Genomic DNA, 26412 nt, shown 5'->3' with positions numbered 1-26412 from the left:
GCGCATGACCGTGATCGATGTGCGCAACGAACTCATTGCCTTTTATGAGCGCCGCGGCTATCGGCGCACCGGCATCCTCAAGCCATTTCCGTACGGCGACGAACGCTTCGGCGTGCCGCTGCGTCAGGATCTGCGCTTCGAAGTGCTGGAAAAACCGCTGGACGGCGCATCCCCGTGAGCGAGACGTGGACCTTTGTCTGCGCCAGCGCAGCCTTGCTGCCCGGCGAACTGCAAACCGTATGGGATGAAGTGACCGACGCGCCCATCGTGGTGTTCAACCTCGACGGCGAGCTGTACGCGCTGGAAGACCGCTGCAGCCATGAAGACTACGAGCTGTCGCCCGGCAGCTTCGACCCGGTGGCCGGTACCATCGAGTGCCAGCTGCATAGTGCGCGCTTCGATATCCGCGATGGCCGCCCGCTGTGTGCACCCGCGTACACTGCCGTGCCCAAGTTTCCGGTCAAGCGCGAGCACGACGGCATCTGGACCCGCGACGACCGCTGAGGCGACCCGCAACCCCACACTAGCGCCCGCCATCGGCGGACAGCGTGCGCCGTCGATCGGCGAAGATTGCAAAGAAGAATGATTTGCATTTAAGATCGCAGCCCTTCAGGTCTTCTTAACATCTGACCTGCCTGCGATCCCATGCGCCCTGCCCTGCCCGACACCTCTGATCCGCCTGTTGCCGGCCTGCGCTTTTCAGCGCCGCGCCGCCGCGCGTGTGGTGGCAGCCGGCGGGTCGCGGTGGGCTAGCGGCGGCGTTCGACCCTTCCCGCATCCGCCGAGCCATCGCCAGGCCGGAGCATCGCTTTCCTTTTCGAGACATCTCATGACTCCCAGGATTTCCCCGCTCACCTCGGCCGTGCTGTTGACGCTGTCCGCCCCCGCCCTTGCCCAACCTGGCGACGCGCCGGCCCCTCCGGGTGCAGTGGATCTGGATGCCATCCGGGTACAGCAGGAGCGTGCGCAGAAGCCGTCCTCGCCCAAGTACACCGAAGCCCTGCGCGATACGCCGCAGACCATCACCGTGGTCACCAAGCAGACCATGGACCAGCAGAATCTGCTGTCCTTGCGCGATGTGCTGAGCACCCTGCCCGGCATCACCTTCGGTGCGGGCGAAGGCGGCGGCGGCTATGGCGACAGCATCAACCTGCGCGGCTTCACGGCAAGCAGCGACATCACCACCGACGGCGTGCGCGACAGCGCGCAATACAGCCGCAGCGATACCTTCAACCTGGAAGCGGTGGAGCTGATCAACGGCGCCAATTCGGCCATGTCCGGTGCCGGCTCGGTCGGCGGCAACATCAATCTGGTGACCAAGACGGCCGGCCAGGGCGACTTCACCAACGTGCTGATCGGTGGCGGCAGCGACCGCTACGGCCGCCTCACCGTCGACAGCAACCACGACTTCGACAACGGCGCCGCCGTGCGACTGAACGCGATGGGCCACACCCAGGACGTGCCGGGCCGCGACGAAGAATTCCGTCACCGCTGGGGCTTTGCGCCGTCGGTGGCCTTCGGCCTGGGCTCGGACACCCGCTTCACCCTGAGCTACCTGCACCAGCACGACAACAACCTGCCGCAGTACGGCGTGCCGTTTGCGCTCAGCCCGTTCAACGACGGCCCGTTGCCGGGCGTGGACCGCGAAACCTATTACGGTTATCGCAATACCTCGCGTCAGGAGATCGACGTGGACATGCTCACCGGCGTGCTGGACATGGATTTTGGCGACACCCTCAAACTGCGCAGCCTGGCGCGCCTGCAGCGGGTGGACCAGAGCCTCAATGCCACCGCGCTGCAGGGCACCTGGTGCCTGCCCGATGGCACCGACCCGTACACCGGTCGTACCTGTGTCAGCCAGCCGCCCGCCACCTGGAATCCGAACAGCGGCCCGCGCGGCCTGGTGCGCGAGACCGAGAATTTCATTGCGCACAGCCAGACCGATCTGACCGCCACGCTGCGCACCGGCGCCATCGAGCATCGCATCGTCGCCGGCGTGGCCTTCAGCAAGGAAGACTTCGAGCTGGACAGCGGTACGACCTTCCGCAATGCCGACGGCTCCACCACAGGCATCACCTACCCGCTGCAGAGCTTCGACAATCCGTACAACATCTGGACCGGCCCGCAGAACTATTTCCGCACCGCTCACAGCAAGGGCAGCCTGACCAACCAGGCGATCTACCTGTTCGATACGCTGCAGTTCAACGAGCAGTGGATGCTCAATGTCGGCGGGCGCTACGAGCACAACGAAGGCGATAGCACCACCTACACCGTCAACGCCGCCGGTGGCATCACCGGCGTTGCCGCAGGTTTCCCGGCCGGCAACGAAGAAGACCTGTTCTCCTATCGTGCCGGCCTGGTGTTCAAGCCGGCCGATAACGCCAGCCTGTATCTGTCCTACGCCAACAGCAAGACGCCCTCCAAGGCCTCGGTCAACGGCTCGTGCACCCCGATCGCCACTGCCACTGCCGGTGCCAACTGCAATGTGGCGCCGGAAACGGCAGTCAACATCGAACTGGGCGGCAAGTGGGACGTGCTGGATGAGCGCCTGGCGCTGACCGCGGCGGTATTCCGCAACGAGCGCGAAAACTACAAGGTCAACAGCGGCGACCCGCTGATTCCCGAGCAGGTGCTGGACGGCAAGGCACGCGTGGACGGCATCGCGCTGGGTGCGGCCGGGTACCTGACCGACCGCTGGTCGATCTTCGCCAATTACACCTTCCTGGACAGCGAAGTGCTGCAGAGCGTGTCCAATCGCACCGCCAGCCTCACCGGCGATCCGGTCGCCGGACGCGAACTGGTGCAGACCCCGCGCAATGCCGGCAACATCTGGACCACCTATTCGCTCAACCAGTGGACCTTTGGTTATGGCGTCACCTATCAGGGCGGCTTCTATCCGAACAATGCGTCGGGCGCGGCCTACATCAAGACCGACGATTACTGGGTGCACCGGGCGATGGTCGGCCTACGCGTCAACGACTGGCTCAGCCTGCAGTTGAACGTCAACAACCTGTTCGACAAGGAGTACTACACCAGCGTGCGCAACAACCTGACCGTCAATGCCGCAGGCACCGTCACCGCCGGAAACGGCTGGGCATTGCCGGGCGACGGCCGCTCGGCAGTATTGAACGCCACCTTCAGTTTCTGACCCCCGGCACGCCGTCCGGCTGGCACGGACGGCGTGGAGAACACCGCATGTTGCTGCCCATTCCCGATGTGTTGACGCCCGCGCAGCTGCACACGTTGCGCGCGCGACTGGACGCGGCCGATTGGGCAGACGGCCGCATCACCGCCGGCCATCAATCGGCACAGGCCAAGGACAATGCGCAGCTGCCCGAAGACAGCGCCGTGGCGCGCGACGCCAGTGCGCTGGTGCTGGAGGCACTCTCGCGCAGCAGCACGTTCTTTTCGGCGGCATTGCCACGCCGGATCTATCCGCCGTTGTTCAACCGCTACAGCGGCGGGCAGTCGTTCGGCTATCACGTCGACAACGCGGTGCGGTACGACCGCAGTCGCGGTGGCGCCGAACCGGTACGTACCGATGTGTCGGGCACGCTGTTTCTCAGCGACCCGGATAGTTACGACGGTGGCGAGCTGGTGATCGAAGACACCTACGGCACCCAGTCGGTCAAGTTGCCGGCCGGGCACCTGGTGATCTACCCCGGCACCAGCCTGCACAAGGTGATGCCCGTGACACGCGGTACGCGGGTGGCGTCGTTTTTCTGGACCCAGAGCATGCTGCGCGACGATGCGCAGCGCCGCCTGTTGTTCGAACTGGATGTCTCGATCAGGCGCCTCACACAGGACACCCCCGGCCATCCGTCGCTGGTCCAGCTCACCGGCGTCTATCACAACCTGCTGCGGCAATGGGCCGATGTCTGAGCCTGCACTGGACCCTGCGCAGTGGATCGGCCTGCTGCGCACGCAGCCGGACCAGGCCATTGCGTTGCTGCGCAGGGCTGCGGCCGGTCACGATCCGAACGCGCAACTGCTGCTCGCCCAGATCTATGCCGAAGGGCGCGGCATCGCCGCAGACCCGGCCCTGGCAATGCTGTGGTACGAAGTGGCCGCCAATGGCGGGCATCCGGAGGCGATGAATCAACTGGGCCGCTGCCATGAGCTGGGGTTTGGCACTGCCGCCAACGAGATGCTGGCGGCTTTGTGGTACCGCCGCGCCGCCGAGCACGACCTGGTGTGGGGCATGTACAACCTGGCGCATCTGTACGCCTCCGGGCGGGGTGTGGCGCAGGACCACGCGCAGGCCCTGGCGCTGTATCGCCGCGCGGCCGAGCGTGGCCACGCCAAGTCGATGAACTTTCTGGCACGTTATCTCGACCAGGGCCTGGCCTGCAGCCCCGATCCGCTGGCCGCGCGCCACTGGTATTGCCGCTCCGCCGAAGCCGGCGATTTCCGTGGCCAGGCGAGCTATGCCACCTTGCTGGCAGACAGTGGCGAACTGGATCTGGCCGAACAGTGGATGCGTCGCGCCATCGCCGGGGGACACGCCGGCTTCCTGCGTCAGCTCACGCCGCTGCTGGCCAATGCACCGCAGCCGCGCCTGCGCGCACTGCTGGGCCAGGTGGCCCTGCGGCAGGCGCACCCGCAGCCGTCTGCCTCTGCGGACGTGGCATAGACCCGCATGTCCACCTCGAACGACGCTGTCGCCAACGCCCGGCAACGCCGCGGATTCTGGTTGCGCATGCTGCATCAGTGGCACTGGATCAGTTCGGCGTTGTGCCTGATCGGCATGCTGCTGTTTACGCTTACCGGGTTGACCCTGAATCACGCTGCACGCATCGAAGCCAGCCCATCGACCGAGCAGCGCGCACTGACCCTGCCGCCTGCGCTGCTGACCACCCTGGGCAACACGCAGGAGGGCGACGCACCACTGCCGCCACGCGTGGCGCATTGGCTGGAGCGCGAACTGGACACCGGCATCGGCGCGCGCAGCGGCGAGTGGTCCGCGGACGAGGTGTACGTGGCCCTGCCCCGCCCAGGCGGCGATGCCTGGTTGAGCCTGGACCGCCACACTGGCGCGATCGAATACGAATCCACCACGCGTGGCGCGATCGCCTACCTCAACGACCTGCACAAGGGCCGCAACGCGGGGCCAGCCTGGGGCTGGTTCATCGACGTGTTCGCCATCGCCTGCCTGGTGTTCTGCATCACCGGCCTGTTCCTGCTGCACCTACATGCCCGTCAGCGCAGCATGACCTGGCCGCTGGTCGGCCTCGGTTTGCTGGTGCCGCTCCTGCTTGCCTTGCTGTTGATCCACTGACCCTCGTTACCGGAGACGATCATGCGCGCCACCCTGACCATCGCCCTGAGTGGCCTGCTCGCCATGCCGGCGTATGCGGCCACGCTCGACATCAACGTCGAAATCCCCAAGCTCAATGTCGCCGAATATCACCGCCCGTACGTGGCGATCTGGCTGGAAGGCGCCGATCAGAAAGTCGCGGCCAACCTGGCGGTCTGGTACCAGTCCAAGGACACCGCCGAAGGCCACGGCACCAAGTGGCTGCCGGACCTGCGCCAGTGGTGGCGCAAGTCCGGCCGCACCCTGACCGTGCCGGTCGATGGCGTGACCGGCCCGACCCGCCCGGCCGGCGCGCACGCGCTGTCGTTCTCCGACACCAAGGGCGCGCTGAAGGCGCTGCCGGCCGGGCAATACACGCTGGTGGTGGAGGCCGCGCGCGAAGTGGGCGGGCGTGAGTTGGTCAAGGTGCCTTTCACCTGGCCGGCCACGTCTGCGCAATCCGCCAAGGCCAGCGGCAGCAGCGAGCTGGGCACGGTCACCCTGACTGCCAAACCGTGATGCGCGAGCGCGCCGCGGCCAGGCATGCAGCGGCGCGCAGGACGCACGCGGTTTCCTCGCAGCAAACACGCTCTACCTCGCCGGCCTATTGCCCCCGCAGCGCCGCAGCGCGCTGCTCAACCACGCGCCCCATCGACCTGATCGTCTTCAAGGAGTTGTCATGACACGTTCGCTCGCCCTGATCGCCATGCTTGCCGCACTTCCTGTCAGCGCGCTGGCCCACAAGGCCTGGCTGCTGCCGTCGCAGACCGTGCTGGCCGGCGAAGCCCCGTGGATCACCGTCGATGCGGCGGTGTCCAACGACCTGTTCTACTTCAATCACGTGCCGCTGCGCCTGGACAACCTGAGCATCACTGCGCCGGACGGCAGCACGCTCAAGCCGGAAAATCCGGCAACCGGCAAATACCGCAGCGTGTTCGACCTGCAACTCACCCAGCCGGGCACCTACAAGCTCGGCATCGTCAACGCCGGCCTGTTCGCCAGCTGGAAGGAAGACGGCAAGCCCAAGCGTTGGCGCGGCAACGAAGCCAGCTTCGCCACCGACGTGCCGAAAAATGCGCAGGAGCTGCAGGTCTCGCAATCGCTCAACCGCGTAGAGACCTTCGTTACCCGCGGCGCTCCCACCACCACCGTATTCAAGCCCACCGGCAAGGGCATCGAGCTGCTACCGGTCACCCACCCCAACGATCTGGTGGCCGGCGAAGCGGCGCAGTTCACCCTGCAGCTGGATGGCAAGCCGGCAGCCGGCCTCGAGATCGAAATCGTGCGAGGCGGCACCCGCTATCGCGATGCGCAACATGAAATCAAGCTCAAGACCGACGCCAAGGGCAACTTCAGCGTGACCTGGCCGGAAGCGGGCATGTACTGGCTGGAGACCACCAGCGAAGACACCAGGACCTCGCTGCCGCAGGCCAAGCAGCGTCGCCTGGGCTATGTGGCAACGCTGGAAGTGCTGCCGCAATAAGAGCGGCTGACGCCATTGCTACGCACCAGCCGGCAGACGCGGTCGGTGCTCGGCATCTGCGTGTCCTCGTGCACTTTCGGCTCATGTGCAGGGCCGATGCCCACCTGGCGACTGCTTTCTAGCTTTCTTGGCCGCAGTGACGGCAGCGCGCGCAACGGTTCTGGTGGCATACCAGGACCGTGCACGAGGGAGCCGTCGCCCCGCGCTACCGTCCGCGTCGCAACGGTCCACGCCGGGATGCTGGAAGGATGCGAACAGCAGAGGGCATTGATCGTCGAACCGCCAGCATGCGGATGCAATCGGCTGCGCCGCACCTCACCATGGCGTTCCTGCCGCAGCGCCCGCCCACCAGTCCACGTATGAACTCACCGATTCCCGCAGACGCAACGCTTGCCACCCTGGGCGGCCGCAGCATGGGCACCACCTGGAGCGTGAAGCTGGTGGCGCCACGCACGCGCGACCTGCATCCCCTGCATGCAGGCATCCAGACTGCGCTCGACCGGGTGGTGGCGCAGATGAGCACCTGGGAAGCGGGCTCGGACATCAGCCGCTACAACCGTGCTGCTGCGGGAGGCTGGCATCCCTTGCCCGAGGATTTCCAGCGCGTGCTGCACGCCGCGCTGCAGATCGCGCAGGCCAGCGGTGGCGCGTTCGATCCGACCATCGGGCCGCTGGTCGAGCTGTGGGGTTTTGGCCCTTCCGGCGGCCGGCGACGCGTGCCCTCCCCCGAGCAGATCGCATTGGCCAGCCTGCGTTGCGGGTGGCGGCGACTGGAGCTGGATGGCCAGCGGCTGCTGCAGTCAGGTGCCGTCGCGCTGGACCTGTCCGGCATCGCAAAGGGATACGGCGTGGATTGTGTGCACCACGCGCTGATCAAGGCCGATATTGCCAGCGCCTTGATCGAGGTCGGCGGCGAGTTGTTCGGCTATGGACGCAAGCCCGATGGCAGCGCCTGGCGCGTGCTGGTCGAATCCGCGCCCGATGAAGAGGCTGGCGCTGCACTGCCACCCCGCGTAGTCGCCCTGGACGGACTGGCCGTGGCCACCTCCGGCGATCGCTGGCACCGTTTCGACGCGGACGGAACGCGCTACACGCACACGCTGGACCCGCGCACGGGTTCCCCGATCGCGCATGCGCCCGCTGCCGTGACCGTGCTCGCGTGCGATGCGATGCATGCCGATGCCTGGGCCACTGCAATGACCGTCCTTGGCGCCGATGCCGGGCTGGCCTACGCACGCAACGCCAACCTGGCCGTGCGCTTTCTGACCCGACAGGACGGCGCCCTGAGCGAAGCGATGAGCCCCGCGTTCGAGCAGCACCTGGCGGCGTCGTGAGCGGCGCACCTGCCCGCATCTGGTTTGGCAATGGCGCGCTGCTGCTCGCCCTGGCCGCGCTGGGCGCATGGTTTGCCAGCCTGCATGCTGGCACATGGTGGAGCGCGCCCACTCCGCATCGCTGGCAGTGGGCCGGCCTTGGCGTGGCGAGCTATGCAGGATTGTGCACCGCCATCTTCCTCCGCCGCCGCACCCGGACCGGTGCGCGGCACGGGCGCGGCAGCAGCCTGCTGATCGCGTGGGCAAGCCAGACCGGGTTCGCACGCGAGCTTGCCGAACGCAGCGCAGCGGCATTCCAGTTGGCAGGCATTGGCGCCCACGCCTTGCCGCTGGAGGCGGTCAGTGCAGAGCAACTGGCGCGCGTACCGCGGTTGCTGTGCATCGTCAGCACCACCGGCGAGGGCGATGCGCCGGATCACGCACAGGTAGCGGAGCGCGACTGGCTCAGCGACGACGGGCAGGATCTGGCAGCCGTGCAGTACGCGGTGCTGGCACTGGGCGATCGGCGATACGCGCAGTTCTGCGCGTTCGGTCGTCGCCTCGATCATCGCCTGCAGGCGCGTGGCGGCGTCCGTCTGTTCGAGCGCATCGAGGTCGACAATGCCGACCCGCTTGCGCTGAAACGGTGGCAGCACCATCTGGCGGCACTCACACCTGCGCTCGATGCGCAGCCGAACTGGAGCCTGCCGACTTATGCCGCCTGGCAGCTACGCGACCGTTGCCACGTCAATCCTGGCAGTGCCGGCGCAGCAGTCCATCGGCTTCGGCTCACGCCCTGCGAGGGGCCGCTGCCGCACTGGCAGGCTGGCGACATCGCCGAGATCGCCCCGCAAAATCCGCCGGAGCAGGTGGAGGCCTGGTTGCAGCAGCACCGATGCGATGGCGCGCGGATGATCGACGGCCGCCCGCTGCGCGACTGGCTCAGCGGCGCGCGTTTGCCTGACGATGTTGATGTTGACGTTGATGTTGATGTTGATGCCGATGCCGATGCCGATGCCGATGCCGATGCCGCGATATTCAATGCAGACCTCGACGCGTTGGTGCACAACCTGGTTGCGTTGCCGCATCGCGAGTATTCGCTGGCATCGATCCCCGAGGAAGGACACGCCGAACTGCTGATCCGCGAACACCGGCAGGCCGATGGACGCCCAGGTGTCGGCAGCGCCTGGCTTTGCCTGCATGCGCCGATCGGTGCACACATCGCGCTGCGTGTGCGCAGCAATCCGGGCTTCCATCCACCGGTACCGGAGCACCCCATGCTGCTGATCGGCAATGGCACCGGCATCGCCGGGTTGCGCGCGCATCTGGTCGCACGCATTGCCGCGGGCGCGCGCAACAACTGGTTGATCTTCGGCGAACGCAATGCCGCATACGACGCGCTCTACACCGAAGAATTGCAGCAGTGGCGGCGTGAGGGCTGGATCGCCCGTCTCGATCTGGTGTACTCGCGCGACCAGGACGCCGCGCCGCGCTACGTACAACATGTACTCACCGCCGCTGCCGACACCTTGCGCCAGTGGGTCGACCGCGGCGCCCGCCTCTATCTCTGCGGTAGCCTGCGCGGCATGGCACCCGACGTCGATCGCGCACTCGACACCATTTTAGGAACCGAACTCAGGCAGGCGCTGGTGGACAGCGGCCGCTACCGCCGCGACGTGTACTGAGCCTGTGGCCTACTCGGCCGCGCCCGGATACGGGCTCACCCGAATCGCCAGCAACTCGCCACCGCCATCCAGAACGTAGCGACTGCGTGTCGCGGCGCTCAGCCAGGCGGTATCGCCGGCCGCCAACGGCGGCAGCGCACTATCGCGGCCAAAACTGGCCTGACCGGCCAGCAAATGGATCGCCCAGGCGTTGGAAGGGTCGGCGAAAAACAGCATGGTGCCGACCAGGGGCCGATGCAGCAGCTCGGTCCGCAATAGATCGCGCCGCCACATCAGGTTGAAGTCCTGGGTCGGCCCGTCGAGCAGTTCGGCACTCGCCGTCTCTTCGCCCGCAAATCGGACGCGCTGGTAAGGCGGCAGCAACGCCACACGACGGCCCGCACGAGGGGAGGCCACGCCAGCAGCCGCGTTGATCAGAAGGTCGCCGCTCTGACCTGTATCTCTGCCTGCATCTGCATCTGCATCTGCATCTGCACCTGCAGCATCGCCATGGCCCGCATCACCATCGGCGGCGTGCTCGCCGTTGCCAAACTGCAGCCGCATGCCGTTACCGTGCAGCAGCACCAGTTCGCGGTCGACGCCCGGAAACGCAGAAAACACAGCGTCCTGCTCGATCTCGGCGATCGACAGGCGTAGCGCCCAGTGCTCGGCGTCCCCAAGCCGCAGGATCTCGCGCGTCCACCCCAATTGATTGCGCCAGCGCTCGCGGCGGTAGTCGGTGGCCGGAATCACCCGGCTGCTCAGGTCTGTCAGCTGCATCGGCGCATTGTGCCCCAAGCCCTGCCGTCACAGCGTCACCCGCCCTCGATGGCCGGGCACGCAGACATCACCGCTGCCCTGCCCCGCCTGCCCGGCACGGCCCTCGCTCATGGAGTGGACCAGTTTCCGCGGAGCCGCCAGTTCCGCCTGCCCCAACGAAAAACGCCCGGCTGCACATCCAAGTGCAACACCGGGCGATTCCACGTCCTTGTCGGCTTCCAGCCATCCCCCAGACATCCTGTCCAGTTAGGTTGCGGCCACGCATCCTCGCGTCGAACCGTATCTCGGATCCCTTCCCCTTAACGCCGTCCCACCGGTTTCACCGCCGCCCCCTTGGCAGCCTTCTTGGCGGGAGCCATCGTGGCTCCTACCTCGATCAGGTCGCGATTCCGTTCGACCGTCTTGAGTCCGATGCCCTTGACCAGTGCCAGTTCCTCGGCACTTTTGAAGGGACCGTTTGCCTGACGGTGCTCGACGATTGCCTCGGCTTTTGATCGCCCGACGTTCGTCAGCACCTTGTCCAATTCCTCAGCAGACGCGGTATTGATATCGACCTTCTCAAGCGCGTACGCATTTGAGGACAACAGCAACGCCAGTAGCAGGGACTTCAGGACTACGGTAAATGACTTCATTGCAACGCTCCTTGTGGCTTGGGTGATGGTCCTAGCCAGCATTCCTGCCGGCGGAGCCAGTGTCCCGCGCCACATGCAGCAATCCTATCGCCAACGAACTTTTCACACAGCCGGTGAACTGCGCGCCGCCTTGTAGGGAAATCCCTACCCCATGTCACCGGCGTAGAATGTGCCGCTACGTCACGCATTCGGAGCCTCCATGGACAGCGCCAAGATCGACCAATTCATTAGCGACACCTGGGACCGCGAGATCGTCCCGCAACTGGTCGATTACATCCGTATTCCCAACAAGTCGCCGATGTTCGACACCGATTGGGTGGCCAACGGATACATGGAGCAGGCCGTCACCCTGATGGAAAGCTGGGCGCGGGCACAGGCGATCGACGGCATGCAGGTCGAGGTGGTGCGCCTGGAAGGCCGCACGCCGTTGATCTTCATCGAGATCCCGGCCACCGGCCCGGAATCGGGCGACGACACCGTGTTGCTGTACGGGCACCTGGACAAGCAGCCGGAAATGACCGGCTGGGATGCCGACCTTGGCCCCTGGGAGCCGGTACTGCGCGACGACAAGTTGTACGGCCGCGGTGGCGCCGACGACGGCTACGCCATCTACGGCTCGCTGGCGGCCATCCTGGCACTGCGCACGCAGGGCCTGCCGCACGCGCGTTGCGTGGTGCTGATCGAGGCCTGCGAAGAGTCCGGCAGCTACGACCTGCCGGCCTACGTGGACCACCTGGCACAGCGCATCGGCAAGCCGTCGCTGGTGGTCTGCCTGGACTCGGGCTGCGGCAATTACGAGCAGCTGTGGTGCACCACCTCGTTGCGCGGCCTGACCGGCGGCAACCTCACGGTGAAGGTACTGGAAGAAGGCGTGCACTCCGGCGATGCGTCCGGCGTGGTGCCGTCCAGCTTCCGGCTGTTGCGTCAGCTGCTCTCGCGCATCGAAGACGAAACCAGCGGCCGCATCCTGCTGGACGGCCTGCATGTCGAGGTGCCGGCGGAACGACTGAGCCAGGCCAAGGCTGCAGCGGCAACGCTGGATACCGCCATTTTCGACAAGTTCCCGATGGTCGATGGCCTGGTGCCGATGCATGAGGACCTCACCGAGCTGGTGTTGAACCGCACCTGGCGCCCGGCGCTGTCGATCACCGGTGTGGACGGCATGCCGCCGCTGGCCTCGGCCGGCAACGTGCTGCGTCCGCAGACGGCGGTGAAGCTGTCGCTGCGGCTGCCGCCGACGGCCGACGGCAAGGCCTGCGGCGAGTTGCTCAAGGAAGCGCTGCTGCGTGATCCGCCCAACGGCGCCCAGGTGACGCTGGAGCTGGAGAAGGCCTCGTCCGGCTGGAATGCACCGGCTATGGCGCCGTGGCTGGAAAAGGCCATCGACGACGCCAGCCAGGCGTTTTTCCACAAGCCGGCGATGTACATGGGTGAAGGCGGCTCGATCCCGTTCATGGGCATGCTGGGCGAGAAGTTCCCCGGTGCGCAGTTCATGATCACCGGCGTGCTGGGGCCCCACTCCAACGCACACGGTCCGAACGAGTTCCTGCATATCCCGATGGGCAAGCGCGTCACCGCCTGCGTATCGAAGGTGATCGCCGACCATCACGCGGCCTGTCTGCGAGGCGAAACCAGTGGCTCGCCGGTGGCGGCCGATAGCGGCACCCGGCATGGGGGTCACGGTTGCTGTTGAGTTAGCGGTTGAACCGATGCATGCAGTTGGCTTGCATCGGTTGCTGGGAAAGGTGAGTGGCGGTTCGTGCGGGTGCTTGCGTGGTGGGTGGGCTGGCTGGCGGGTTGGCGAGAAGGCTCCTGGTGCACTTGGCTCTGCCTGGCCTTACGCGTCGCCTGGCCCCGTACCCTCACCCCAACCCCTCTCCCAATGGGAGAGGGGCTTAGGATCTGCTCCTCTTCGGATTTGGGAGTGGCTTGCCGATGCAGAGCCGTTGTCTTTCCCTGAAGCGTCGCCTGCGATGCCTTTGGTTTTGCAAACCTCATCCGCGATATTTTTCTGCGGACATGTCTCTTGGGAAGCGGCTGGTCGGGGAGATGGCTTCGCACGAATCAAAAGCGCACAGCGGCAGAAGCCAATCACTACGCTCTCTGAAGCCGATGCATCGGCGCGGTCACTCCTGCGCCCGCGGCGCCAGGTAGCGACATCCGAAATGCTAGGCTGCCGATCCCGTCCACTCGCGGTGCTGCGATGAACAATCTATTTGGTAGCGATAGCTGGCTCTACATCCTGCTGGTCGGTTTTGTCGTCGGGCTGCTGGCGCGTTTCATCACCCCCGGTACCCAGCGCCTGGGCTGCCTGCTGACCATCGTGCTCGGGATCGCCGGTGCAGTTGTTGCCAGCTGGTTTGGGCGCTACATGGGGTGGTACCGCGCAGGCGAGCCGGCCGGTTTCCTTGGCGCATTGCTCGGTGCCATCGCCATCCTCGCGCTGCTGCGGTTGTTCAGCGGCAGCAAACGCTGAGCGCTGCCCGCGCGCCTGCCCCACCACGACAAAACACCATAGAATATGACGTCATCACCTTCGGACACTGCGCGCGACGCGCTGCGCCTGCACTGGGCGCGCCAGGCCCTCAACGATCCACGCGCCATGCTGCAGCGCGCGTCCACGGATGCCGGGTTTCGCAGCTACTGGCGCACGCAGGGCAGTGGCGTCGATCGCATCGTGATGGACGCGCCCCCAGCGCTGGAGAATGTAGCGCCGTGGTTGCGCACGCACGGCGTGCTGCGTGAGCACGGCGTTCGCGTGCCGCAGGTGCTGGCGCAGGAGTTGGAGAGCGGATTTCTGCTGCTGGAGGATCTGGGCGTGCCGACGTTGGCGCAGGTGTTGACCGACGCCAACGCCGATGGCCTGATCGATGGTGCCATCGCGCAGTTGCTGTTGCTGCAGCAGATTCCGCCGCCTGCCGACAGCGGAGTGTTCGGCGAGGCGCTGCTGCAACGCGATGCGGGACTGTTCGAGGAATGGTTTCTGGGACGCCATCTCGGCGTGCAGCTGGACTGTGGCCATGCCGAGCAACTGCAATTGGTGCAGCGCCGTTTGATGGACAACGCCCTGGCGCAGCCACGCGTGTTCACCCATCGCGATTTCATGCCGCGCAATCTGATGCCGGTGGCCGATGGCCCGGCAGTGCTGGACTTTCAGGATTGCGTGATCGGCCCGATCGCCTACGACCCGATCAGCCTGTTCAAGGACACCTCGGTGAGCTGGCCGATTGCCCGCGTGGACGGCTGGCTGCAGCGCTACCACGCGCGCGCAAGTGCGGCCGGATTGCCGGTACCGCCACTGGCGCAGTTTCTGCGCGATGCGGACTGGATGGGGGTGCAGCGGCATCTGAAGAATCTGGGTATTTTTTCGCGCCTGAGCCATCGCGATGGCAAGCATTGGTATCTGGAGAACGTGCCGCGCTTCATCACGTATCTGGACGAGGTACTGCCCCGCTACACCGAGCTTGCGCCGTTGCTTGGCCTGCTGGACGAGGTGATCAAGCCCGCACTGGCAGCACGCGTGCAGCAGGTCACCGCATGAAAGCGCTGATCTTTGCCGCAGGATTCGGCGAGCGCATGCGCCCGCTCACCGAGCGCACGCCCAAGCCGCTGCTATCCGTCGGCGGCACGCCGTTGATCGTGTGGCATTTACGCAAATTGGCGGCACTGGGCGTGGACGAGGTGGTGATCAACACCTCGTGGCTGGCCGAGCAGTTTCCCCAGGTATTGGGCGACGGCAGCACGTTCGGTTTACGACTGACCTATTCCTACGAAGGTGCGACGCCACTGGAAACCGGCGGCGGCATGCTGCATGCGCTGCCGCTGCTGGGCGATGCACCGTTTCTGCTGGTCAATGGCGACATCTGGACCGATTTCGATTTTGCCCGCCTGTCGCGTGCGCCGGAGGGATTGGCGCAGCTGGTGCTGGTCGACCAACCTGCATATGCAGCGCGTGCGGATTTCGCGCTGGACGCCGATGGCAAGGTACGCGCCGATCTCCCTGCGACGCATACCTACGCCGGCATCGGTGTCTATCGGCCGGCGTTGCTACGCGATTGGCCATCGGTGATTGGCCCGCTGCCAGCGCAGGGCAGCGCGGCGCCGCGGTTTGCGCTGGCGCCGATCCTGCGTGCGCAGATGGCAGCAGGCTTGGTCGATGGCATTCATCATTCCGGGCGCTGGACCGATGTCGGCACGCCGCAGCGGCTGGCGGACCTGGATGCGCAGTTGTTGCACGACGGCGGCTGATCGTGGCCACAACGCCGCATCGCGCGGTGTGCATCGGCATTGCGTGCACCAGGCGCACCGACCATCCCGACGGGTCCTTGCAGCAGCGCAACAGACCATCCGCTCTGTAAGCTCTAGGGGTCGTGCTCCGACAGCCTGGGCGCTGCAGATAGACGCGCGGCCGGGAAGCGCAAGGCACACCGCGCCTCCCCGACAACGAGCGCAGTCATCCTGCCGACTGCTCTAGGACCCACGATCCTCAAGCACACGCCGCAGGAACGGCACCGTGATGCGGCGCTTGGCGGCCAGCGATTCGCGATCCAGCCGATCCAGCAAGGCCACCAGACCGGCCAGCTCGCGCTCGCTATGGGTCAGCAACCAATCGATCGCCGCCTCGTCCAGAGCCAGGCCGCGCCGCTGCGCGCGGTCGCGCAGCACCGCCGCGCGCGCGGCATCGTCGAGTACCGGCAAGCCGATGCGGATGCATTGCGACAGGCGCGAGCGCAGGTCCGGCAGGACCAGGGCCAGGCCATCGGGCATTTGCCGGGCGGTGTAGAGCAGGCTGATGCCGGCCGCGCGCGCACGGTTGTGGAAATCGAACAGCGCCACTTCGTCGTCGCGCTGCCCGGCAATGCTGTCCACGCCGTCCAGTGCGACCAGGCTGCGCCCTTCCAGCGCTTCGAGCGCATCGCGCAGCCGTCCAGCCGCCGCGTGCAGGGGCAGATACGCCGTTGCGCGCCCGGCCTGCTCGGCCGCAGCGCACACCGCCAGTGCCAGATGCGTCTTGCCGGTACCGGCGGGACCGGCCAGGTACAGCCAGTCGTTCACCTGCCCGGCCGCCAGCGCCTGCAACTGCGCAAGCAGGCCGTCGGGCGCGGCGATGTAACTGTCGAAACGCTGGTCGGATGGCGCGCGCAACGCCAATGGCAACTGCGGCACGCTCACGACCGATCTGCGTCCTTGCTCGGGTCGATGATGATGCTGCGCTCGGGCGTGGACTGCAGCACGATGCCGGCCCGCTCGCCTGCATACAGGTCGCTGCGGGTGTACTGCTCATGCGCGTAGCGCAGCAGCACATTGGCCACCGCCGCCACCGGCAATGCCAGCAACATCCCGAGGAAGCCGAACAACTGGCCGCCGGCCATCACCGCAAAGATCACTGCCACCGGATGCAGGCCGATCTTGTCGCCGACGATGCGCGGGGTGAGCACGTAGCTTTCCAGCAACTGGCCAACGGTGAACACCACGCCCACGCCGATCAGCAGCTTCAGGTCCAGGCCCTGCGCCTGCACGATGGCCGCCAGCAGCGCCAGCACGATGCCGGTGGTCGCGCCCAGGTACGGAATGAAGCTGATGAAACCGGCGATGATGCCGATCAACAACCCCAGGTTCAGCCCGATGATGGACAGGCCGGTGGCATAGATCGCGCCCAACGCCAGCATCACCAGGAACTGGCCGCGAATGAAGCCGCCGAGCACGTCGTTGGATTCCAGCGCCAACCGGCTCACCGTGCCGATGTAGGCACGCGGTATCACCGCCGCCACGCGCTCGACCAGCCGGTCCCAGTCACGCAGGAAGTAGAACGCCAGGATCGGCAGCAATGCCAGGTTGATCACCCAGGTCACCATCGCAAAGCCCGAGCGCGACACGTAGCCGAAGAAGGTCTTGGCGGCACCGCCGGCCTGTTCCCAATGGCTGCGGATCCAGTCGATCAGCCGCTCCGGGTCCAGCCAGCCCATCAGCTCCACGCCGGTCTTGGCTTCCAGCCACGGGATGGCGGTACTGATCGCCCAGGCGCGCATCTGCGGCAGTGCATCGATCAGGGTCATGATCTGGCGTTCGATCATCGGCACCAGGATCATCAGCGCCAGCACGAACAACAGCGTGGCCAGCACGAACACCAGGGCCACCGCCACGTTGCGCGAACGCCCGGCGCGCTCGATGCGGTCCACCAGCGGATCGCCCAGCCACGCAAGCAGCAGGGCCAGTACGAAGGGCGTCAGGATCGGCGCCAGCAGCGAGATCACCCACAGCACACCGACGATCACCGCCGCCCATTTGAGGCGACGCAGGAATAAGGCGATCTCGGCTTCGGGAGTCAAAGTCATTTCAGGCGGTACTCGGCGCGCTCGTTTTCGAGAATGATCGGGCCCTCGGTCGGGACCGACACCGAGACCAGGGGACTATTGTCGCCGAGCATACGGTTGAGCCCGGAAATGCCCGTGAGCAATTCCAGATCCACTTCCATGCGGTCGCCATTGGCGCTGACCGGGCGGATGCTGCGCACCACCGACACGCCCTGCAGCGCAGCGGCAACCCGCAGGTAATCGTCGGCGCTATGGATGCCGGTGATCACCGCGCGGTATACGCCCGGCACCCCCGAGTCCACGCGCTTGGCATAGCGCTTGACCAGTGCATCGGCCGCGCCGTCGGCACCGGCCGCCATCGCACGCCGCGCATCGCCATCGCTGCTGGTCCAGCTGGACAACACATTGCCGTTGTCCACGAACACCCAGTCGGCGGTCCAGCCGGCGGCATTGCGGTAGAGCTTGCCGATCAGTTGCATCGGCGGGCTGTACTTGGCCGAGGCGCGCGACACCGCGGCGGTGTCCTTGCGCCAGATCGCACCGGCCAGTACCTGCTCGGCAGCGGCGCCGCCCGGCAGGCCGAGCCGATAGCCACGCTCGATGGCGCGGTCGAGCACGCTGCGGGCGGCGTTGGCCTGGGCAACCCCGACCAGGCGCGGACCGCTGCCGTCATCGATGGCCAGCCACAGCACCGGCTTGGGCCGCGGCAGCGGCCAGACCGGCAGGCCCAACGCTGCGATCAGTCCATCGACATCGGACTGCCGAAACCGTGCCACCAGGGTGGTGCGGAAGGTCGGCGCACCGGAGCGCGAAGTGCCCTGATCCTGGCGGTAGTCGTAGTGCTCGACGTAATTGGGCGCATTGCGCAGCGCCTGCGGCACCCCCGGGCGGCTCATCACCGAGCGATCGCCGGAGACCTTGCCCAGCACCGCGCCCAGCGCGCGCGCCAGGGCACCGGGGCAATCGGATTCGCTCTGGCTGTTGACCGGCACTTCGGCATCGTAGGCGCTCTGCGCCTTGGCGACGTCGCCTTCGGTGCGCAGGTCGGCCTGCGCAAAGGCCGGAACGGCGGGCATGGCGACCACGAGGGCGAGAAAGAAAGCGAGACTGCGGCGCATCGACGGTTCCATGGCATAGGCGTATCCGGGTGAATTGTTGCCCGAATGGGGCGCTAGCGCCAACGTGGCTGTTAAAATCGCCGCCTTTACTGCCGAGCCACCCACGCCCGTGACCAGCCCAACGCCTTCTACTCCCTCGCCCATGACCTACCGCGACGCAGGCGTCGACATCGATGCCGGCAACGCCCTGGTCGAACGCATCAAGCCGCTGGTCAAGCGCAGCTTCCGGCCGGAGGTGATGGGTGGCCTGGGCGGCTTTGGCGCGCTGTTCGACCTGTCCGGCAAGTACAAGGAGCCGGTGCTGGTCTCCGGCACCGACGGCGTGGGCACCAAGCTCAAGCTGGCACAGCAACTGGGCCGCCACGACACCATCGGCATCGACCTGGTCGGCATGTGCGTCAACGACGTGCTGGTGCAGGGCGCCGAACCGCTGTTCTTCCTGGACTACTTCGCCACCGGCAAGCTGGATGTGGACACTGCGGCTGCAGTGGTGGGCGGCATTGCACGCGGTTGCGAGCTGTCCGGTTGCGCGTTGATCGGCGGCGAAACCGCCGAAATGCCCGACATGTACCCGCCCGGCGAATACGACCTGGCCGGCTTCACCGTCGGTGCGGTGGAAAAGTCGCAGTTGCTGGACGGCGCACAGGTACGCGCCGGCGACGTGCTGATCGGCATCGCGTCCTCCGGCCCGCATTCCAACGGCTATTCGTTGATCCGCAAGATCTACGAACGCGCCGGTGCGCCGGCCGAGCACGTGCTGGACGATGGCACCAGGTTGATCGATGCATTGATGGCGCCCACCGCGCTGTACGTCAAGCCGGTGCTGGCGCTGCTGAAATCGCATGGCGAATCGATCCACGCCATGGCGCACATCACCGGCGGCGGGCTGACCGAAAACATCATTCGCGTGATTCCGGATGGCCTGGGCCTGGAGATCGATGCCAAGGCGTGGACGCTGCCGCCGGTCTTTGCCTGGCTGCAGCGCGAAGGCGCGGTGGCCGATGCCGAAATGTGGCGCACCTTCAACTGCGGGATCGGCTTCGTGCTGGTCGCATCCCCTGATCAGGCGGCGGCGCTGGAACAGGCGCTGGATGGCCAGTCGCTCGCCCACTGGCGGATCGGCCAGGTGGTCGCCGCGCGCGGCGACGAACGCGTACAGATCGGCTGACCAGGAACCTCGCATGGACGCTTCCCCACCCCTGGCCGCTCCGTCGGCCAGCGCCGACGACCTGCAGCATCTCAAGCTGCTGTCGATCTTTCATTACGTGCTGGCCGGCATCACCGGGCTGTTTTCGATGTTCCCGCTGATCCATCTGGTCATGGGGCTGGCCATTGTCACCGGGCAGTTGCCGATGCAGGGCAGCAATGGGGAACCCGCACCTGCCGAGATGCGCCTGTTCGGCTGGATCTTCGTGGTGTTCGCGGCCGCCCTGATCACCGGCGGCCTGACCCTGGCCGGGTTCATGGCCTATGCCGGGCGCTGCATCGCCCAGCGCCGGCGGCATCTGCTCTGTCTGATCGTGGCGGGCATCTCCTGCAGCTTCATGCCGTTCGGGACCGTGCTTGGAGTCTTCACGCTGGTCACCTTGCTGCGCCCCCAGGTCAAGGCACTGTTCGGCGCTGCGCCTGCCGCAGGTTGAAATGAAGGCGAGCCCACGCGCCATGCGCCGTCCGAAGCTGGCCGCGTTGGTCGCCACGCTGGCAGTGTTTGCAGCAAGCTGGATCGCCCCGCTGTGGCCGCTCGAGCAGGCGCTGCACAGTACGTTGACCGTGGCCGGGCTGATTGCGCTGATGGGTGTCGACCGTCGCTGTCCGATGGACACCGGTGCCTTTACAGCGATCTGCGTGTTCATCTGCATGCACTGCATCGGCGCACGCTGGCTGTATTCCAACGTGCCCTACGAACACTGGAGCCGGCAGCTGCTGCACTGGTCGCCTGCTACGGCGTTCGGCTGGACGCGCAATCATTTCGACCGGCTGATCCATCTGCTGTTCGGGCTGTGCTTTACCCCGGCCGTGATGCAGCTGGCGGTGCGGCGATGGCCGCGATTGACGCGGCGTCAGGCCTTCGCGCTGACGGTGATGAGCATCATGTGCGTCAGCCTGATTTACGAGTGGTTCGAATGGGGCATTGCGCTGCTGCTGTCGCCGCAGGCCGCCGAAGCCTACAACGGCCAGCAGGGCGATCCCTGGGACGCGCATACCGACATGCTGCTGGCCACCCTCGGCAGCCTGGCGGCCTACCCCGTGGTGAGGACATTGCTCAATGCACGCAACTGACGCCCCGCTCCGCCTGGCCGTACTGGCCTCCGGCCGCGGCAGCAACCTGCAGGCCATGCTCGATGCCATCGCCAGCGGGCGCCTGCACGCAACCGTGGTCGGGGTGTTCTCCGATCGCCCGCAGGCGCCGGCCCTGCAGAAGGTGGACGCGGCACGGCGCTGGAGCGCCAGCCCGCGCGCGTTTGCCGACAGGGACGCGTTCGATGCGGCGCTGGGCGATGCGATCGCCGCCGTGCAGCCGGACTGGATCGTCTGCGCCGGCTACATGCGCATCCTCGGCGAGCCGCTGGTGCGCCGCTTTGCCGGCCGCATGCTCAATATCCACCCGTCGCTGCTGCCCAAGTATCGCGGCCTGCACACCCATGCGCGCGCGCTGGAAGCCGGCGATGCCGAACATGGCGCCAGCGTGCATCTGGTGGTGCCCGAGCTGGATGCCGGCAGCGTGATCGCACAGGCCCGCGTGCCGGTGCTGCCTGGCGACAGTGCCGACCAGCTGGCTGCGCGTGTCCTGGCCCGCGAGCATCCGCTGCTGCTTGCCACCCTCGACCTGCTGGCCAGTGGGCGTGTGCAGATCCACGGCGATGCGGTCCACCTCGACGGTCAGTGCCTGTTTACGCCACTACGACTAGAGTCCGCTGACACCGCATTCGCCTGAATGCGCAGACGCCCCCCTCATCCTGCCTCGGACATCCTTGTGGGCCCTGTGCCCCAATCAGCGCATGAACGTCCTTCCGATCGCCGCCGCGCTGTTGACCACCGCCCTGCTCACCCAGGCCGGCCCCGGCCGCGCGCAACAGGCCACTCACGTCCCCGTGCCCGCCCAGCCAACGCCGGTGCCCCCTGCTGCGGAGGCACCGGCATCTGCCGCCACCCTGCCTGCCAGCACCTGGACGCCGCCACCGCTGGAGCCGTTCGTGGCGACCTACCAGGCGTTCTATCGCGGCAAGGAAGCGGGCGACGCCACGATGCAGGTCAGCCACGGCGACGGCAGCCAGTGGCGCATCGACATGTCGGTACGCGGCCGTAAAGGCTTTGCCAGCATCCTGGGCCTGAACCTGGAGCAGAGCACGGTGTTCCGTGTCGACGGTGACACCTACGTGCCGCTGAGCCAGAGCACCGTGCGCAAGGCGGTGTTCTTCGGCAAGAAGGTCACCGGCGTCTACAACTGGCAGGCCGGCACCGCGCAATGGGATGGCGATCTGAAGAAGGAACGCCAACAACCGATTCCGCTGCAGCACGGCGACCAGAGCGCGCTCTCCTTGAACCTGTCGCTGATGCGCGACGCGCAGCCCGGCCGCAGCCTGAGCTATCGCTATGTCGACGTGGGCAAGGTGCGCAAGTACGACTACCGCGCCGCCGACACCACCGAGGTGGTGCAGGTCGGCGACCTGAGCTACGACGCGTTGCGCGTGTATCGCGTCAACGGCGGCGACAACGAAACCATCCTCTGGATCGCCAACGGGGTTCCGACCCCGGTGCGCATCCTGCAACGTGACAAAGGTGAGGATCAGGTCGATCTCCGCCTGGTCGAATACCAAGGAGCCTGACCATGACATTCTCTTTCCGCCCCAGCGCATTGATCGCCGCCGCTGCCCTGGCCGTGGCCAGCCTGCCGGCGTTTGCCGTGCAGCCCTTCCAGGCCGACTACTCGGCCAATTACATGGGTATGCAGGCCAACGGCACCATGACCCTGGCCGCGGCCGGCGCCAACCAGTGGCGCTACACGCTGACCATCCAGAACCAGCTGGCCAACCTGACCCAGAGCACGGTGTTCGAGGAAGCCAACGGCCAATTGCGCCCGGTGAGCAGCAACGACACCTCGTCGATGATGGTCAAGCGCCGCAACGTCACCGCCAATTACGACTGGAAAACCAGCCAGGCCACCTGGGGCGGCGACATCAAGCCGGACCGTCGCGGTCCGGTCAAGCTGCAGCCTGGCGATATGGACGCATTGCTGATCAACCTGGCAATCACCCGCGACCTGGCCGCCGGCAAGCCGCTCAACTACCGCATGGTGGACGAAGGCCGCATCAAGCCGATGAGCTACAAGGTGGTCGGCAAGGAAACCATCACCGTCAACGGCAAGCAGGAACAGGCCACCAAGGTCTCGCGCGTGGACGGCGACAAGGAATTGATCGCCTGGGTGGTCAAGGACCTGCCGGTGCCGGCGCGCCTGCTGCAGAAGGAAAAGGGCCAGGATGCGCTGGACCTGACCATCAAGGGCCTGCGCTAAGCGCCAGGCGCGCGCGGGCACGCTCCTACCAGAGCACGGGAACCTGCTCGACAGGCATCTTGCCTCCGACAGCGATGAGAGCCCGGCCGCGAGCCGGGCTCTTCATTCCGATCGGCATGCGGCGGAATCTCCGCAGCACGCAGAAACGCTCGACCCTCAGGGCTTGGCCGCCGCCTTGTCATCGCCACTGGAGAACACCGTGCGGCAGTCCACCCGGATCTGCTCATCCGTGCCGCGCCAATAAAACAAGTCGCAATGGCGCTTGCCTTCGACGGTCTTTTTTACCGCCACCGCATAGAACGATTGCGCGATCTCGTTGCGGCTGGCGGTGCCGTCGCCGTTCCAGTCCATGTCCTTGAACTCGACGCCCTGGGTGATGGCCATGCCCACGCTCCATGCATAGGCCAGCCACGCCAGGATCAGCACGATCACGCCCAGCAGGATCTTGCGCCGGGTGGTGAAGCGTCCGCGCAGGATCATGCGCTGCGCCGGATGGTCGCGCCCAGCGCCCCCAGCTTCTCCTCGATGTTTTCGTAGCCACGGTCCAGGTGGTAGATGCGATCGATGGTGGTGTCGCCGTCGGCCACCAGGCCGGCCAGGATCAACGATGCCGACGCGCGCAGATCGGTCGCCATCACCGGCGCGCCACTCAGGCGTTCGGCACCGCGCACGATGGCGGTATGGCCTTCGACCTGGATGTCCGCGCCCAGGCGCAGCAGCTCGTTGACGTGCATGAAGCGGTTTTCGAAGATGGTTTCGTTGATCACGCCTACGCCGTCTGCCACGCAATTGAGCGCCATGAATTGCGCCTGCATGTCGGTGGGAAACGCCGGATATGGCGCGGTGGTCAGGTTGACCGCACGCGGGCGCTTACCGTGCATGTCCAGGGTGATGCTGTCGGCGGTGGTGGTGATGCTGGCGCCGGCTTCGGTGAGCTTGTCCAGCACCGCATCCAGGGTGTCCGGGCGTGCGCGGCGCACGGTGACGCTGCCGCCGGTCATCGCCGCGGCCACCAGGAAGGTGCCGGTTTCGATGCGATCCGGCAGCACCGCATGGTGCCCGCCGCCCAGACGCTCGACACCCTGCACCACGATGCGCGGGGTGCCGGCGCCTTCGATCTGCGCACCGAGCGCGATCAGGCAATCGGCCAGGTCAGTCACCTCCGGCTCCATCGCCGCGTTTTCCAGCACCGTGGTGCCTTCGGCCAGCACGGCCGCCATCAGCACGTTTTCGGTGCCGGTGACGCTGACCATGTCGAACACATAGCGGCCGCCCTTGAGGCGCCCGCTACTGGTGGCCTTGATGTAGCCGTTCTCCACGCTGATGTCCGCACCCAGCGCCTGCAGGCCCTTGATGTGCTGATCCACCGGGCGCGAGCCGATTGCGCAACCGCCGGGCAGCGAGACTTCGGCGGTGCCGTAGCGCGCCAGCAGCGGGCCCAGCACCAGGATCGAAGCGCGCATGGTCTTGACCAGCTCGTACGGGGCGACCTGATGGGTGACCGAACGCGGATCGACCAGGATCGAGCGGCCCTTGGCCAGCGTGCCTTCGTCGATGGTGACCTCGGCGCCCAGCTCACCGAGCAGCTTCACCGTGGTGATCACGTCGTGCAGGTGCGGCACGTTGCTGATTTCCACCGGCGCGTCGGCCAGCAGGGTGGCGCACAGGATCGGCAGCACGGCGTTCTTGGCGCCGGAAATATTGACTTCGCCGTGCAGCGCTTGGCCGCCGGTCACTACGATTTTTGCCATGGGAATCTGAGAAGTCCGAAGTAAGGGTATGTCGGGGGAAGGAGGTGCGGCCGGACGGCCTTCAGGCGAACGGCGCTGAGACCGGGAGACCGAGCGCCACGCTGTGCATTGCCCGGGACGCGCTGGACACCGATACGCGGTGATCGTGGACCCAAGCCAGGGAGCCGAGGATGCAGCCGCATGCCGATTCCCGGCCCGGGCCGCCTGGCGGCGAGCGCGGTTGCCGGGCTCAGCCTTCCTCGGGCGACAGCGTCTTGAGCTGCAGCGCGTGGATCGCCCCGCCCATCAGCTCGCCCAGGGTCGCGTAGACCATGCGGTGGCGCGCCAGCGGGGCCTTGCCCGCAAATGCGGGGCTGACCACGGTGGCCTCGAAGTGCACGCCATCGTCGCCGTGCACGTCGACGCGGGCTTCGGGCAAGCCGGATTCGATGAGTTTACGGATGGTTTCGGCGTCCAAAGGGCGTTTCCTCATAAAATGAGCGCACATTCTACTCTTCACCCGAGTCCTGCATGGCTGTCTCGCCCCTGCCCATCGCCACCGTCAGCGACGCCAGCCTGGTCGCCAGCGGCCAGCGCGTGCTCCAGATCGAGCAGGACGCACTGGCCAACGTGGGCGAGCGGATCGGCAGCGACTTTGCTGCCGCCTGCCGGCTGGTGCTGGCCTCGCGCGGGCGCGTGGTGGCTACCGGCATGGGCAAGTCCGGACATATCGCACGCAAGATCGCCGCCACCCTGGCATCGACCGGCACCCCGGCGTTCTTCGTACATCCTGGCGAGGCCGGCCACGGCGACCTGGGCATGATCACCGAGGCCGACATCGTGCTGGCGCTGTCGTATTCAGGCGAATCGGACGAAGTGCGCATGCTGCTGCCGGTGCTCAAGCGCCAGGGCAACCCGATCATCGCCATGACCGGGCGCGCAGGTTCCACCCTGGCCCAGGCCGCCGACGTGCACCTGGATGTCAGCGTCTCCGCCGAAGCCTGCCCGCTGCACCTGGCCCCAACCTCCAGTACCACCGCCTCGCTGGCCATGGGCGATGCGCTGGCCGTGGCACTGCTCGATGCCCGCGGCTTCACCGCCGACGACTTTGCGCGCTCGCATCCGGCCGGCAGCCTGGGCCGGCGGCTGCTGCTGCACATCACCGACGTGATGCACGCCGGCGACGACCTGCCGCGCGTGCGCGAGGACGCCAGCCTGAGCGAGGCGTTGATGGAAATGAGCCGCAAGCGCCTCGGCATGACCGCCGTGGTCGATGGCCAGGACCGGCTGATCGGCCTGTTCACCGACGGCGACCTGCGCCGCGCCCTGGACAGCGATATCGATGTGCGCAATGCCGGCATCGCCGAGGTGATGACGCGCAACCCGCGCACCATCGGCGCCGACCAGCTCGCCGCCGAGGCCGCACGGCTGATGGAGGACTACAAGATCAACGGCCTGATCGTGGTGGACGCACAACAGCGCGCGGTCGGCGCATTGAACATTCACGACCTGTTGCGCGCCAAGGTGGTTTAACAGGTTCAGTTTTCAACCGCCGGACCCCGTTCTTAC

At 66.4% G+C, this 26412-nt stretch carries 28 protein-coding genes and 1 pseudogene; 21 read left to right on the top strand and 8 right to left on the bottom strand.

Translation table 11 applies throughout. The annotated features are described in order from the left end of the window. The 10 genes and pseudogenes from OZ10_RS21195 to OZ10_RS09805 all read left to right on the top strand — a co-directional run. Positions 1–178 (top strand): annotated as a pseudogene (locus tag OZ10_RS21195) (GNAT family N-acetyltransferase); the annotation flags it as partial. Further along, positions 175–504, top strand: a complete 330-nt coding sequence (locus OZ10_RS09845) for a non-heme iron oxygenase ferredoxin subunit (RefSeq protein ID WP_039404706.1) — start codon at positions 175–177, stop codon at positions 502–504. The pseudogene OZ10_RS21195 and the gene OZ10_RS09845, both read left to right, overlap by 4 nt. Before the next feature lie 325 nt (positions 505–829). Beyond that, entirely contained in the window at positions 830–3148 is a 2319-nt protein-coding gene (locus tag OZ10_RS09840; RefSeq protein WP_039564682.1) for a TonB-dependent receptor, read from the top strand. 47 nt (positions 3149–3195) lie between these two features. Next, positions 3196–3882, top strand: a complete 687-nt coding sequence (locus tag OZ10_RS09835; protein WP_039564681.1) for a Fe2+-dependent dioxygenase — start codon at positions 3196–3198, stop codon at positions 3880–3882. Further along, positions 3875–4633: a tetratricopeptide repeat protein gene (locus OZ10_RS09830; protein ID WP_039404699.1), complete on the top strand. Its 759-nt coding sequence runs from the start codon at positions 3875–3877 to the stop codon at positions 4631–4633. The genes OZ10_RS09835 and OZ10_RS09830 overlap by 8 nt, the downstream gene beginning before the upstream one ends. A gap of 6 nt (positions 4634–4639) precedes the next feature. Further along, a complete protein-coding gene (locus OZ10_RS09825) occupies positions 4640–5278 on the top strand; it encodes a PepSY-associated TM helix domain-containing protein (RefSeq protein ID WP_039404696.1) in 639 nt (212 codons plus the stop codon). Between the two features lie 21 nt (positions 5279–5299). Further along, the gene (locus OZ10_RS09820; RefSeq protein ID WP_039404693.1) at positions 5300–5815 is read left to right on the top strand and encodes a DUF2271 domain-containing protein; all 516 of its coding nucleotides are present in this window, start codon (positions 5300–5302) and stop codon (positions 5813–5815) included. Positions 5816–5975: 160 nt separating this feature from the next. Continuing rightward, complete coding sequence (locus tag OZ10_RS09815) at positions 5976–6779, top strand: DUF4198 domain-containing protein (protein ID WP_039564679.1); 804 nt, start codon at positions 5976–5978, stop codon at positions 6777–6779. Positions 6780–7138: 359 nt separating this feature from the next. Continuing rightward, positions 7139–8113, top strand: a complete 975-nt coding sequence (locus OZ10_RS09810) for an FAD:protein FMN transferase (RefSeq protein ID WP_039564684.1) — start codon at positions 7139–7141, stop codon at positions 8111–8113. Further along, positions 8110–9777 (top strand): sulfite reductase subunit alpha, encoded by a 1668-nt coding sequence (locus OZ10_RS09805; protein ID WP_039564678.1) that lies wholly within the window; start codon positions 8110–8112, stop codon positions 9775–9777. The genes OZ10_RS09810 and OZ10_RS09805 overlap by 4 nt, the downstream gene beginning before the upstream one ends. A gap of 9 nt (positions 9778–9786) precedes the next feature. Here the strand turns inward: OZ10_RS09805 and OZ10_RS09800 are convergent, their stop codons facing one another. Together OZ10_RS09800 and OZ10_RS09795 are read right to left on the bottom strand one after the other, a co-directional pair. Continuing rightward, positions 9787–10536 carry a HutD/Ves family protein gene (locus tag OZ10_RS09800; RefSeq protein WP_039564677.1) on the bottom strand — a complete coding sequence of 250 codons (750 nt, stop codon included), beginning with the start codon at positions 10534–10536 and terminating at the stop codon, positions 9787–9789. 299 nt (positions 10537–10835) lie between these two features. Then, positions 10836–11210, bottom strand: a complete 375-nt coding sequence (locus tag OZ10_RS09795) for a ComEA family DNA-binding protein (protein ID WP_005993268.1) — start codon at positions 11208–11210, stop codon at positions 10836–10838. Positions 11211–11367: 157 nt separating this feature from the next. Here OZ10_RS09795 and OZ10_RS09790 point away from each other — a divergent pair, with 157 nt between their 5' ends. The 4 genes from OZ10_RS09790 (at position 11368) to murU (ending at position 15416) form a co-directional block, all read left to right on the top strand. Then, entirely contained in the window at positions 11368–12861 is a 1494-nt protein-coding gene (locus OZ10_RS09790) for a M20 family metallopeptidase (RefSeq protein ID WP_039404680.1), read from the top strand. A 510-nt stretch (positions 12862–13371) separates the two neighbouring features. Then, positions 13372–13644 carry a GlsB/YeaQ/YmgE family stress response membrane protein gene (locus tag OZ10_RS09785; RefSeq protein WP_039404677.1) on the top strand — a complete coding sequence of 91 codons (273 nt, stop codon included), beginning with the start codon at positions 13372–13374 and terminating at the stop codon, positions 13642–13644. A 45-nt stretch (positions 13645–13689) separates the two neighbouring features. Continuing rightward, positions 13690–14709, top strand: a complete 1020-nt coding sequence (locus OZ10_RS09780) for an aminoglycoside phosphotransferase family protein (RefSeq protein ID WP_039404674.1) — start codon at positions 13690–13692, stop codon at positions 14707–14709. Next, on the top strand, positions 14706–15416 hold the full coding sequence (murU, locus tag OZ10_RS09775) for an N-acetylmuramate alpha-1-phosphate uridylyltransferase MurU (protein WP_039564675.1): 711 nt from the start codon (positions 14706–14708) through the stop codon (positions 15414–15416). The genes OZ10_RS09780 and murU overlap by 4 nt, the downstream gene beginning before the upstream one ends. 222 nt (positions 15417–15638) lie before the next feature. Here murU and hda read toward each other — a convergent pair whose 3' ends face one another. From hda to OZ10_RS09760, 3 genes are read right to left on the bottom strand one after another with little or no spacing between them, the layout of a single operon-like run. Next, positions 15639–16340: a DnaA regulatory inactivator Hda gene (gene hda, locus OZ10_RS09770; protein ID WP_039564673.1), complete on the bottom strand. Its 702-nt coding sequence runs from the start codon at positions 16338–16340 to the stop codon at positions 15639–15641. Beyond that, positions 16337–17503, bottom strand: a complete 1167-nt coding sequence (locus tag OZ10_RS09765) for an AI-2E family transporter (RefSeq protein ID WP_039404666.1) — start codon at positions 17501–17503, stop codon at positions 16337–16339. The genes hda and OZ10_RS09765 overlap by 4 nt, the downstream gene beginning before the upstream one ends. Further along, complete coding sequence (locus OZ10_RS09760) at positions 17500–18612, bottom strand: DUF2066 domain-containing protein (protein ID WP_039564672.1); 1113 nt, start codon at positions 18610–18612, stop codon at positions 17500–17502. Before OZ10_RS09760 ends, OZ10_RS09765 begins: the two co-directional genes overlap by 4 nt. Positions 18613–18634: 22 nt before the next feature. Here OZ10_RS09760 and purM point away from each other — a divergent pair, with 22 nt between their 5' ends. From purM to OZ10_RS09730, 6 genes are all read left to right on the top strand, one after another. Then, complete coding sequence (gene purM, locus OZ10_RS09755; protein ID WP_202902997.1) at positions 18635–19768, top strand: phosphoribosylformylglycinamidine cyclo-ligase; 1134 nt, start codon at positions 18635–18637, stop codon at positions 19766–19768. Between the two features lie 13 nt (positions 19769–19781). Next, a complete protein-coding gene (locus OZ10_RS09750) occupies positions 19782–20240 on the top strand; it encodes a hypothetical protein (RefSeq protein ID WP_039404656.1) in 459 nt (152 codons plus the stop codon). A 22-nt stretch (positions 20241–20262) separates the two neighbouring features. Then, entirely contained in the window at positions 20263–20880 is a 618-nt protein-coding gene (locus OZ10_RS09745; protein WP_039404828.1) for a DUF2238 domain-containing protein, read from the top strand. Then, complete coding sequence (gene purN / locus OZ10_RS09740) at positions 20867–21535, top strand: phosphoribosylglycinamide formyltransferase (RefSeq protein ID WP_039404654.1); 669 nt, start codon at positions 20867–20869, stop codon at positions 21533–21535. The genes OZ10_RS09745 and purN overlap by 14 nt, the downstream gene beginning before the upstream one ends. 64 nt (positions 21536–21599) lie before the next feature. Continuing rightward, positions 21600–22427, top strand: a complete 828-nt coding sequence (locus OZ10_RS09735; protein WP_039564670.1) for a DUF3108 domain-containing protein — start codon at positions 21600–21602, stop codon at positions 22425–22427. A gap of 2 nt (positions 22428–22429) precedes the next feature. Beyond that, a complete protein-coding gene (locus tag OZ10_RS09730; protein ID WP_039564668.1) occupies positions 22430–23113 on the top strand; it encodes a DUF3108 domain-containing protein in 684 nt (227 codons plus the stop codon). Between the two features lie 156 nt (positions 23114–23269). Here the strand turns inward: OZ10_RS09730 and OZ10_RS09725 are convergent, their stop codons facing one another. The 3 genes from OZ10_RS09725 to OZ10_RS09715 form a co-directional block, all read right to left on the bottom strand. Beyond that, a complete protein-coding gene (locus tag OZ10_RS09725) occupies positions 23270–23593 on the bottom strand; it encodes a hypothetical protein (RefSeq protein WP_039564667.1) in 324 nt (107 codons plus the stop codon). Further along, positions 23590–24864 (bottom strand): UDP-N-acetylglucosamine 1-carboxyvinyltransferase, encoded by a 1275-nt coding sequence (gene murA, locus OZ10_RS09720; protein WP_039564665.1) that lies wholly within the window; start codon positions 24862–24864, stop codon positions 23590–23592. Before murA ends, OZ10_RS09725 begins: the two co-directional genes overlap by 4 nt. 229 nt (positions 24865–25093) lie before the next feature. After that, complete coding sequence (locus OZ10_RS09715) at positions 25094–25321, bottom strand: BolA family protein (RefSeq protein WP_039415484.1); 228 nt, start codon at positions 25319–25321, stop codon at positions 25094–25096. Positions 25322–25374: 53 nt separating this feature from the next. Between OZ10_RS09715 and OZ10_RS09710 the strand changes: the two genes are divergently transcribed. Continuing rightward, the gene (locus OZ10_RS09710; protein WP_039564664.1) at positions 25375–26376 is read left to right on the top strand and encodes a KpsF/GutQ family sugar-phosphate isomerase; all 1002 of its coding nucleotides are present in this window, start codon (positions 25375–25377) and stop codon (positions 26374–26376) included. Positions 26377–26412: the final 36 nt, after the last annotated feature.

It is taken from the genome of Xanthomonas cannabis pv. cannabis (assembly GCF_000802365.1).
In the GTDB taxonomy this organism is placed as follows: domain Bacteria; phylum Pseudomonadota; class Gammaproteobacteria; order Xanthomonadales; family Xanthomonadaceae; genus Xanthomonas; species Xanthomonas cannabis.
This window is presented reverse-complemented; position numbering and strand designations above follow the sequence as displayed.

Excerpts from the sequence above, each read along its gene's own strand:
- OZ10_RS09830 (WP_039404699.1), top strand. The coding sequence starts at position 3,875 with ATGTCTGAGCCTGCACTGGACCCTGCGCAGTGGATCGGCCTGCTGCGC.
- OZ10_RS09735 (WP_039564670.1), top strand. The coding sequence starts at position 21,600 with ATGAACGTCCTTCCGATCGCCGCCGCGCTGTTGACCACCGCCCTGCTC.
- murA (WP_039564665.1), bottom strand. The coding sequence starts at position 24,864 with ATGGCAAAAATCGTAGTGACCGGCGGCCAAGCGCTGCACGGCGAAGTC.
- OZ10_RS09835 (WP_039564681.1), top strand. The coding sequence starts at position 3,196 with ATGTTGCTGCCCATTCCCGATGTGTTGACGCCCGCGCAGCTGCACACG.
- OZ10_RS09745 (WP_039404828.1), top strand. The coding sequence starts at position 20,263 with ATGCGCCGTCCGAAGCTGGCCGCGTTGGTCGCCACGCTGGCAGTGTTT.
- OZ10_RS09765 (WP_039404666.1), bottom strand. The coding sequence starts at position 17,503 with ATGACTTTGACTCCCGAAGCCGAGATCGCCTTATTCCTGCGTCGCCTC.
- OZ10_RS09815 (WP_039564679.1), top strand. The coding sequence starts at position 5,976 with ATGACACGTTCGCTCGCCCTGATCGCCATGCTTGCCGCACTTCCTGTC.
- murU (WP_039564675.1), top strand. The coding sequence starts at position 14,706 with ATGAAAGCGCTGATCTTTGCCGCAGGATTCGGCGAGCGCATGCGCCCG.
- OZ10_RS09825 (WP_039404696.1), top strand. The coding sequence starts at position 4,640 with ATGTCCACCTCGAACGACGCTGTCGCCAACGCCCGGCAACGCCGCGGA.
- OZ10_RS09725 (WP_039564667.1), bottom strand. The coding sequence starts at position 23,593 with ATGATCCTGCGCGGACGCTTCACCACCCGGCGCAAGATCCTGCTGGGC.
- purN (WP_039404654.1), top strand. The coding sequence starts at position 20,867 with ATGCACGCAACTGACGCCCCGCTCCGCCTGGCCGTACTGGCCTCCGGC.
- OZ10_RS09840 (WP_039564682.1), top strand. The coding sequence starts at position 830 with ATGACTCCCAGGATTTCCCCGCTCACCTCGGCCGTGCTGTTGACGCTG.
- OZ10_RS09750 (WP_039404656.1), top strand. The coding sequence starts at position 19,782 with ATGGACGCTTCCCCACCCCTGGCCGCTCCGTCGGCCAGCGCCGACGAC.
- OZ10_RS09790 (WP_039404680.1), top strand. The coding sequence starts at position 11,368 with ATGGACAGCGCCAAGATCGACCAATTCATTAGCGACACCTGGGACCGC.
- OZ10_RS09800 (WP_039564677.1), bottom strand. The coding sequence starts at position 10,536 with ATGCAGCTGACAGACCTGAGCAGCCGGGTGATTCCGGCCACCGACTAC.
- OZ10_RS09780 (WP_039404674.1), top strand. The coding sequence starts at position 13,690 with ATGACGTCATCACCTTCGGACACTGCGCGCGACGCGCTGCGCCTGCAC.
- OZ10_RS09785 (WP_039404677.1), top strand. The coding sequence starts at position 13,372 with ATGAACAATCTATTTGGTAGCGATAGCTGGCTCTACATCCTGCTGGTC.
- OZ10_RS09730 (WP_039564668.1), top strand. The coding sequence starts at position 22,430 with ATGACATTCTCTTTCCGCCCCAGCGCATTGATCGCCGCCGCTGCCCTG.
- OZ10_RS09710 (WP_039564664.1), top strand. The coding sequence starts at position 25,375 with ATGGCTGTCTCGCCCCTGCCCATCGCCACCGTCAGCGACGCCAGCCTG.
- OZ10_RS09820 (WP_039404693.1), top strand. The coding sequence starts at position 5,300 with ATGCGCGCCACCCTGACCATCGCCCTGAGTGGCCTGCTCGCCATGCCG.
- OZ10_RS09760 (WP_039564672.1), bottom strand. The coding sequence starts at position 18,612 with ATGGAACCGTCGATGCGCCGCAGTCTCGCTTTCTTTCTCGCCCTCGTG.
- OZ10_RS09795 (WP_005993268.1), bottom strand. The coding sequence starts at position 11,210 with ATGCTGGCTAGGACCATCACCCAAGCCACAAGGAGCGTTGCAATGAAG.
- OZ10_RS09810 (WP_039564684.1), top strand. The coding sequence starts at position 7,139 with ATGAACTCACCGATTCCCGCAGACGCAACGCTTGCCACCCTGGGCGGC.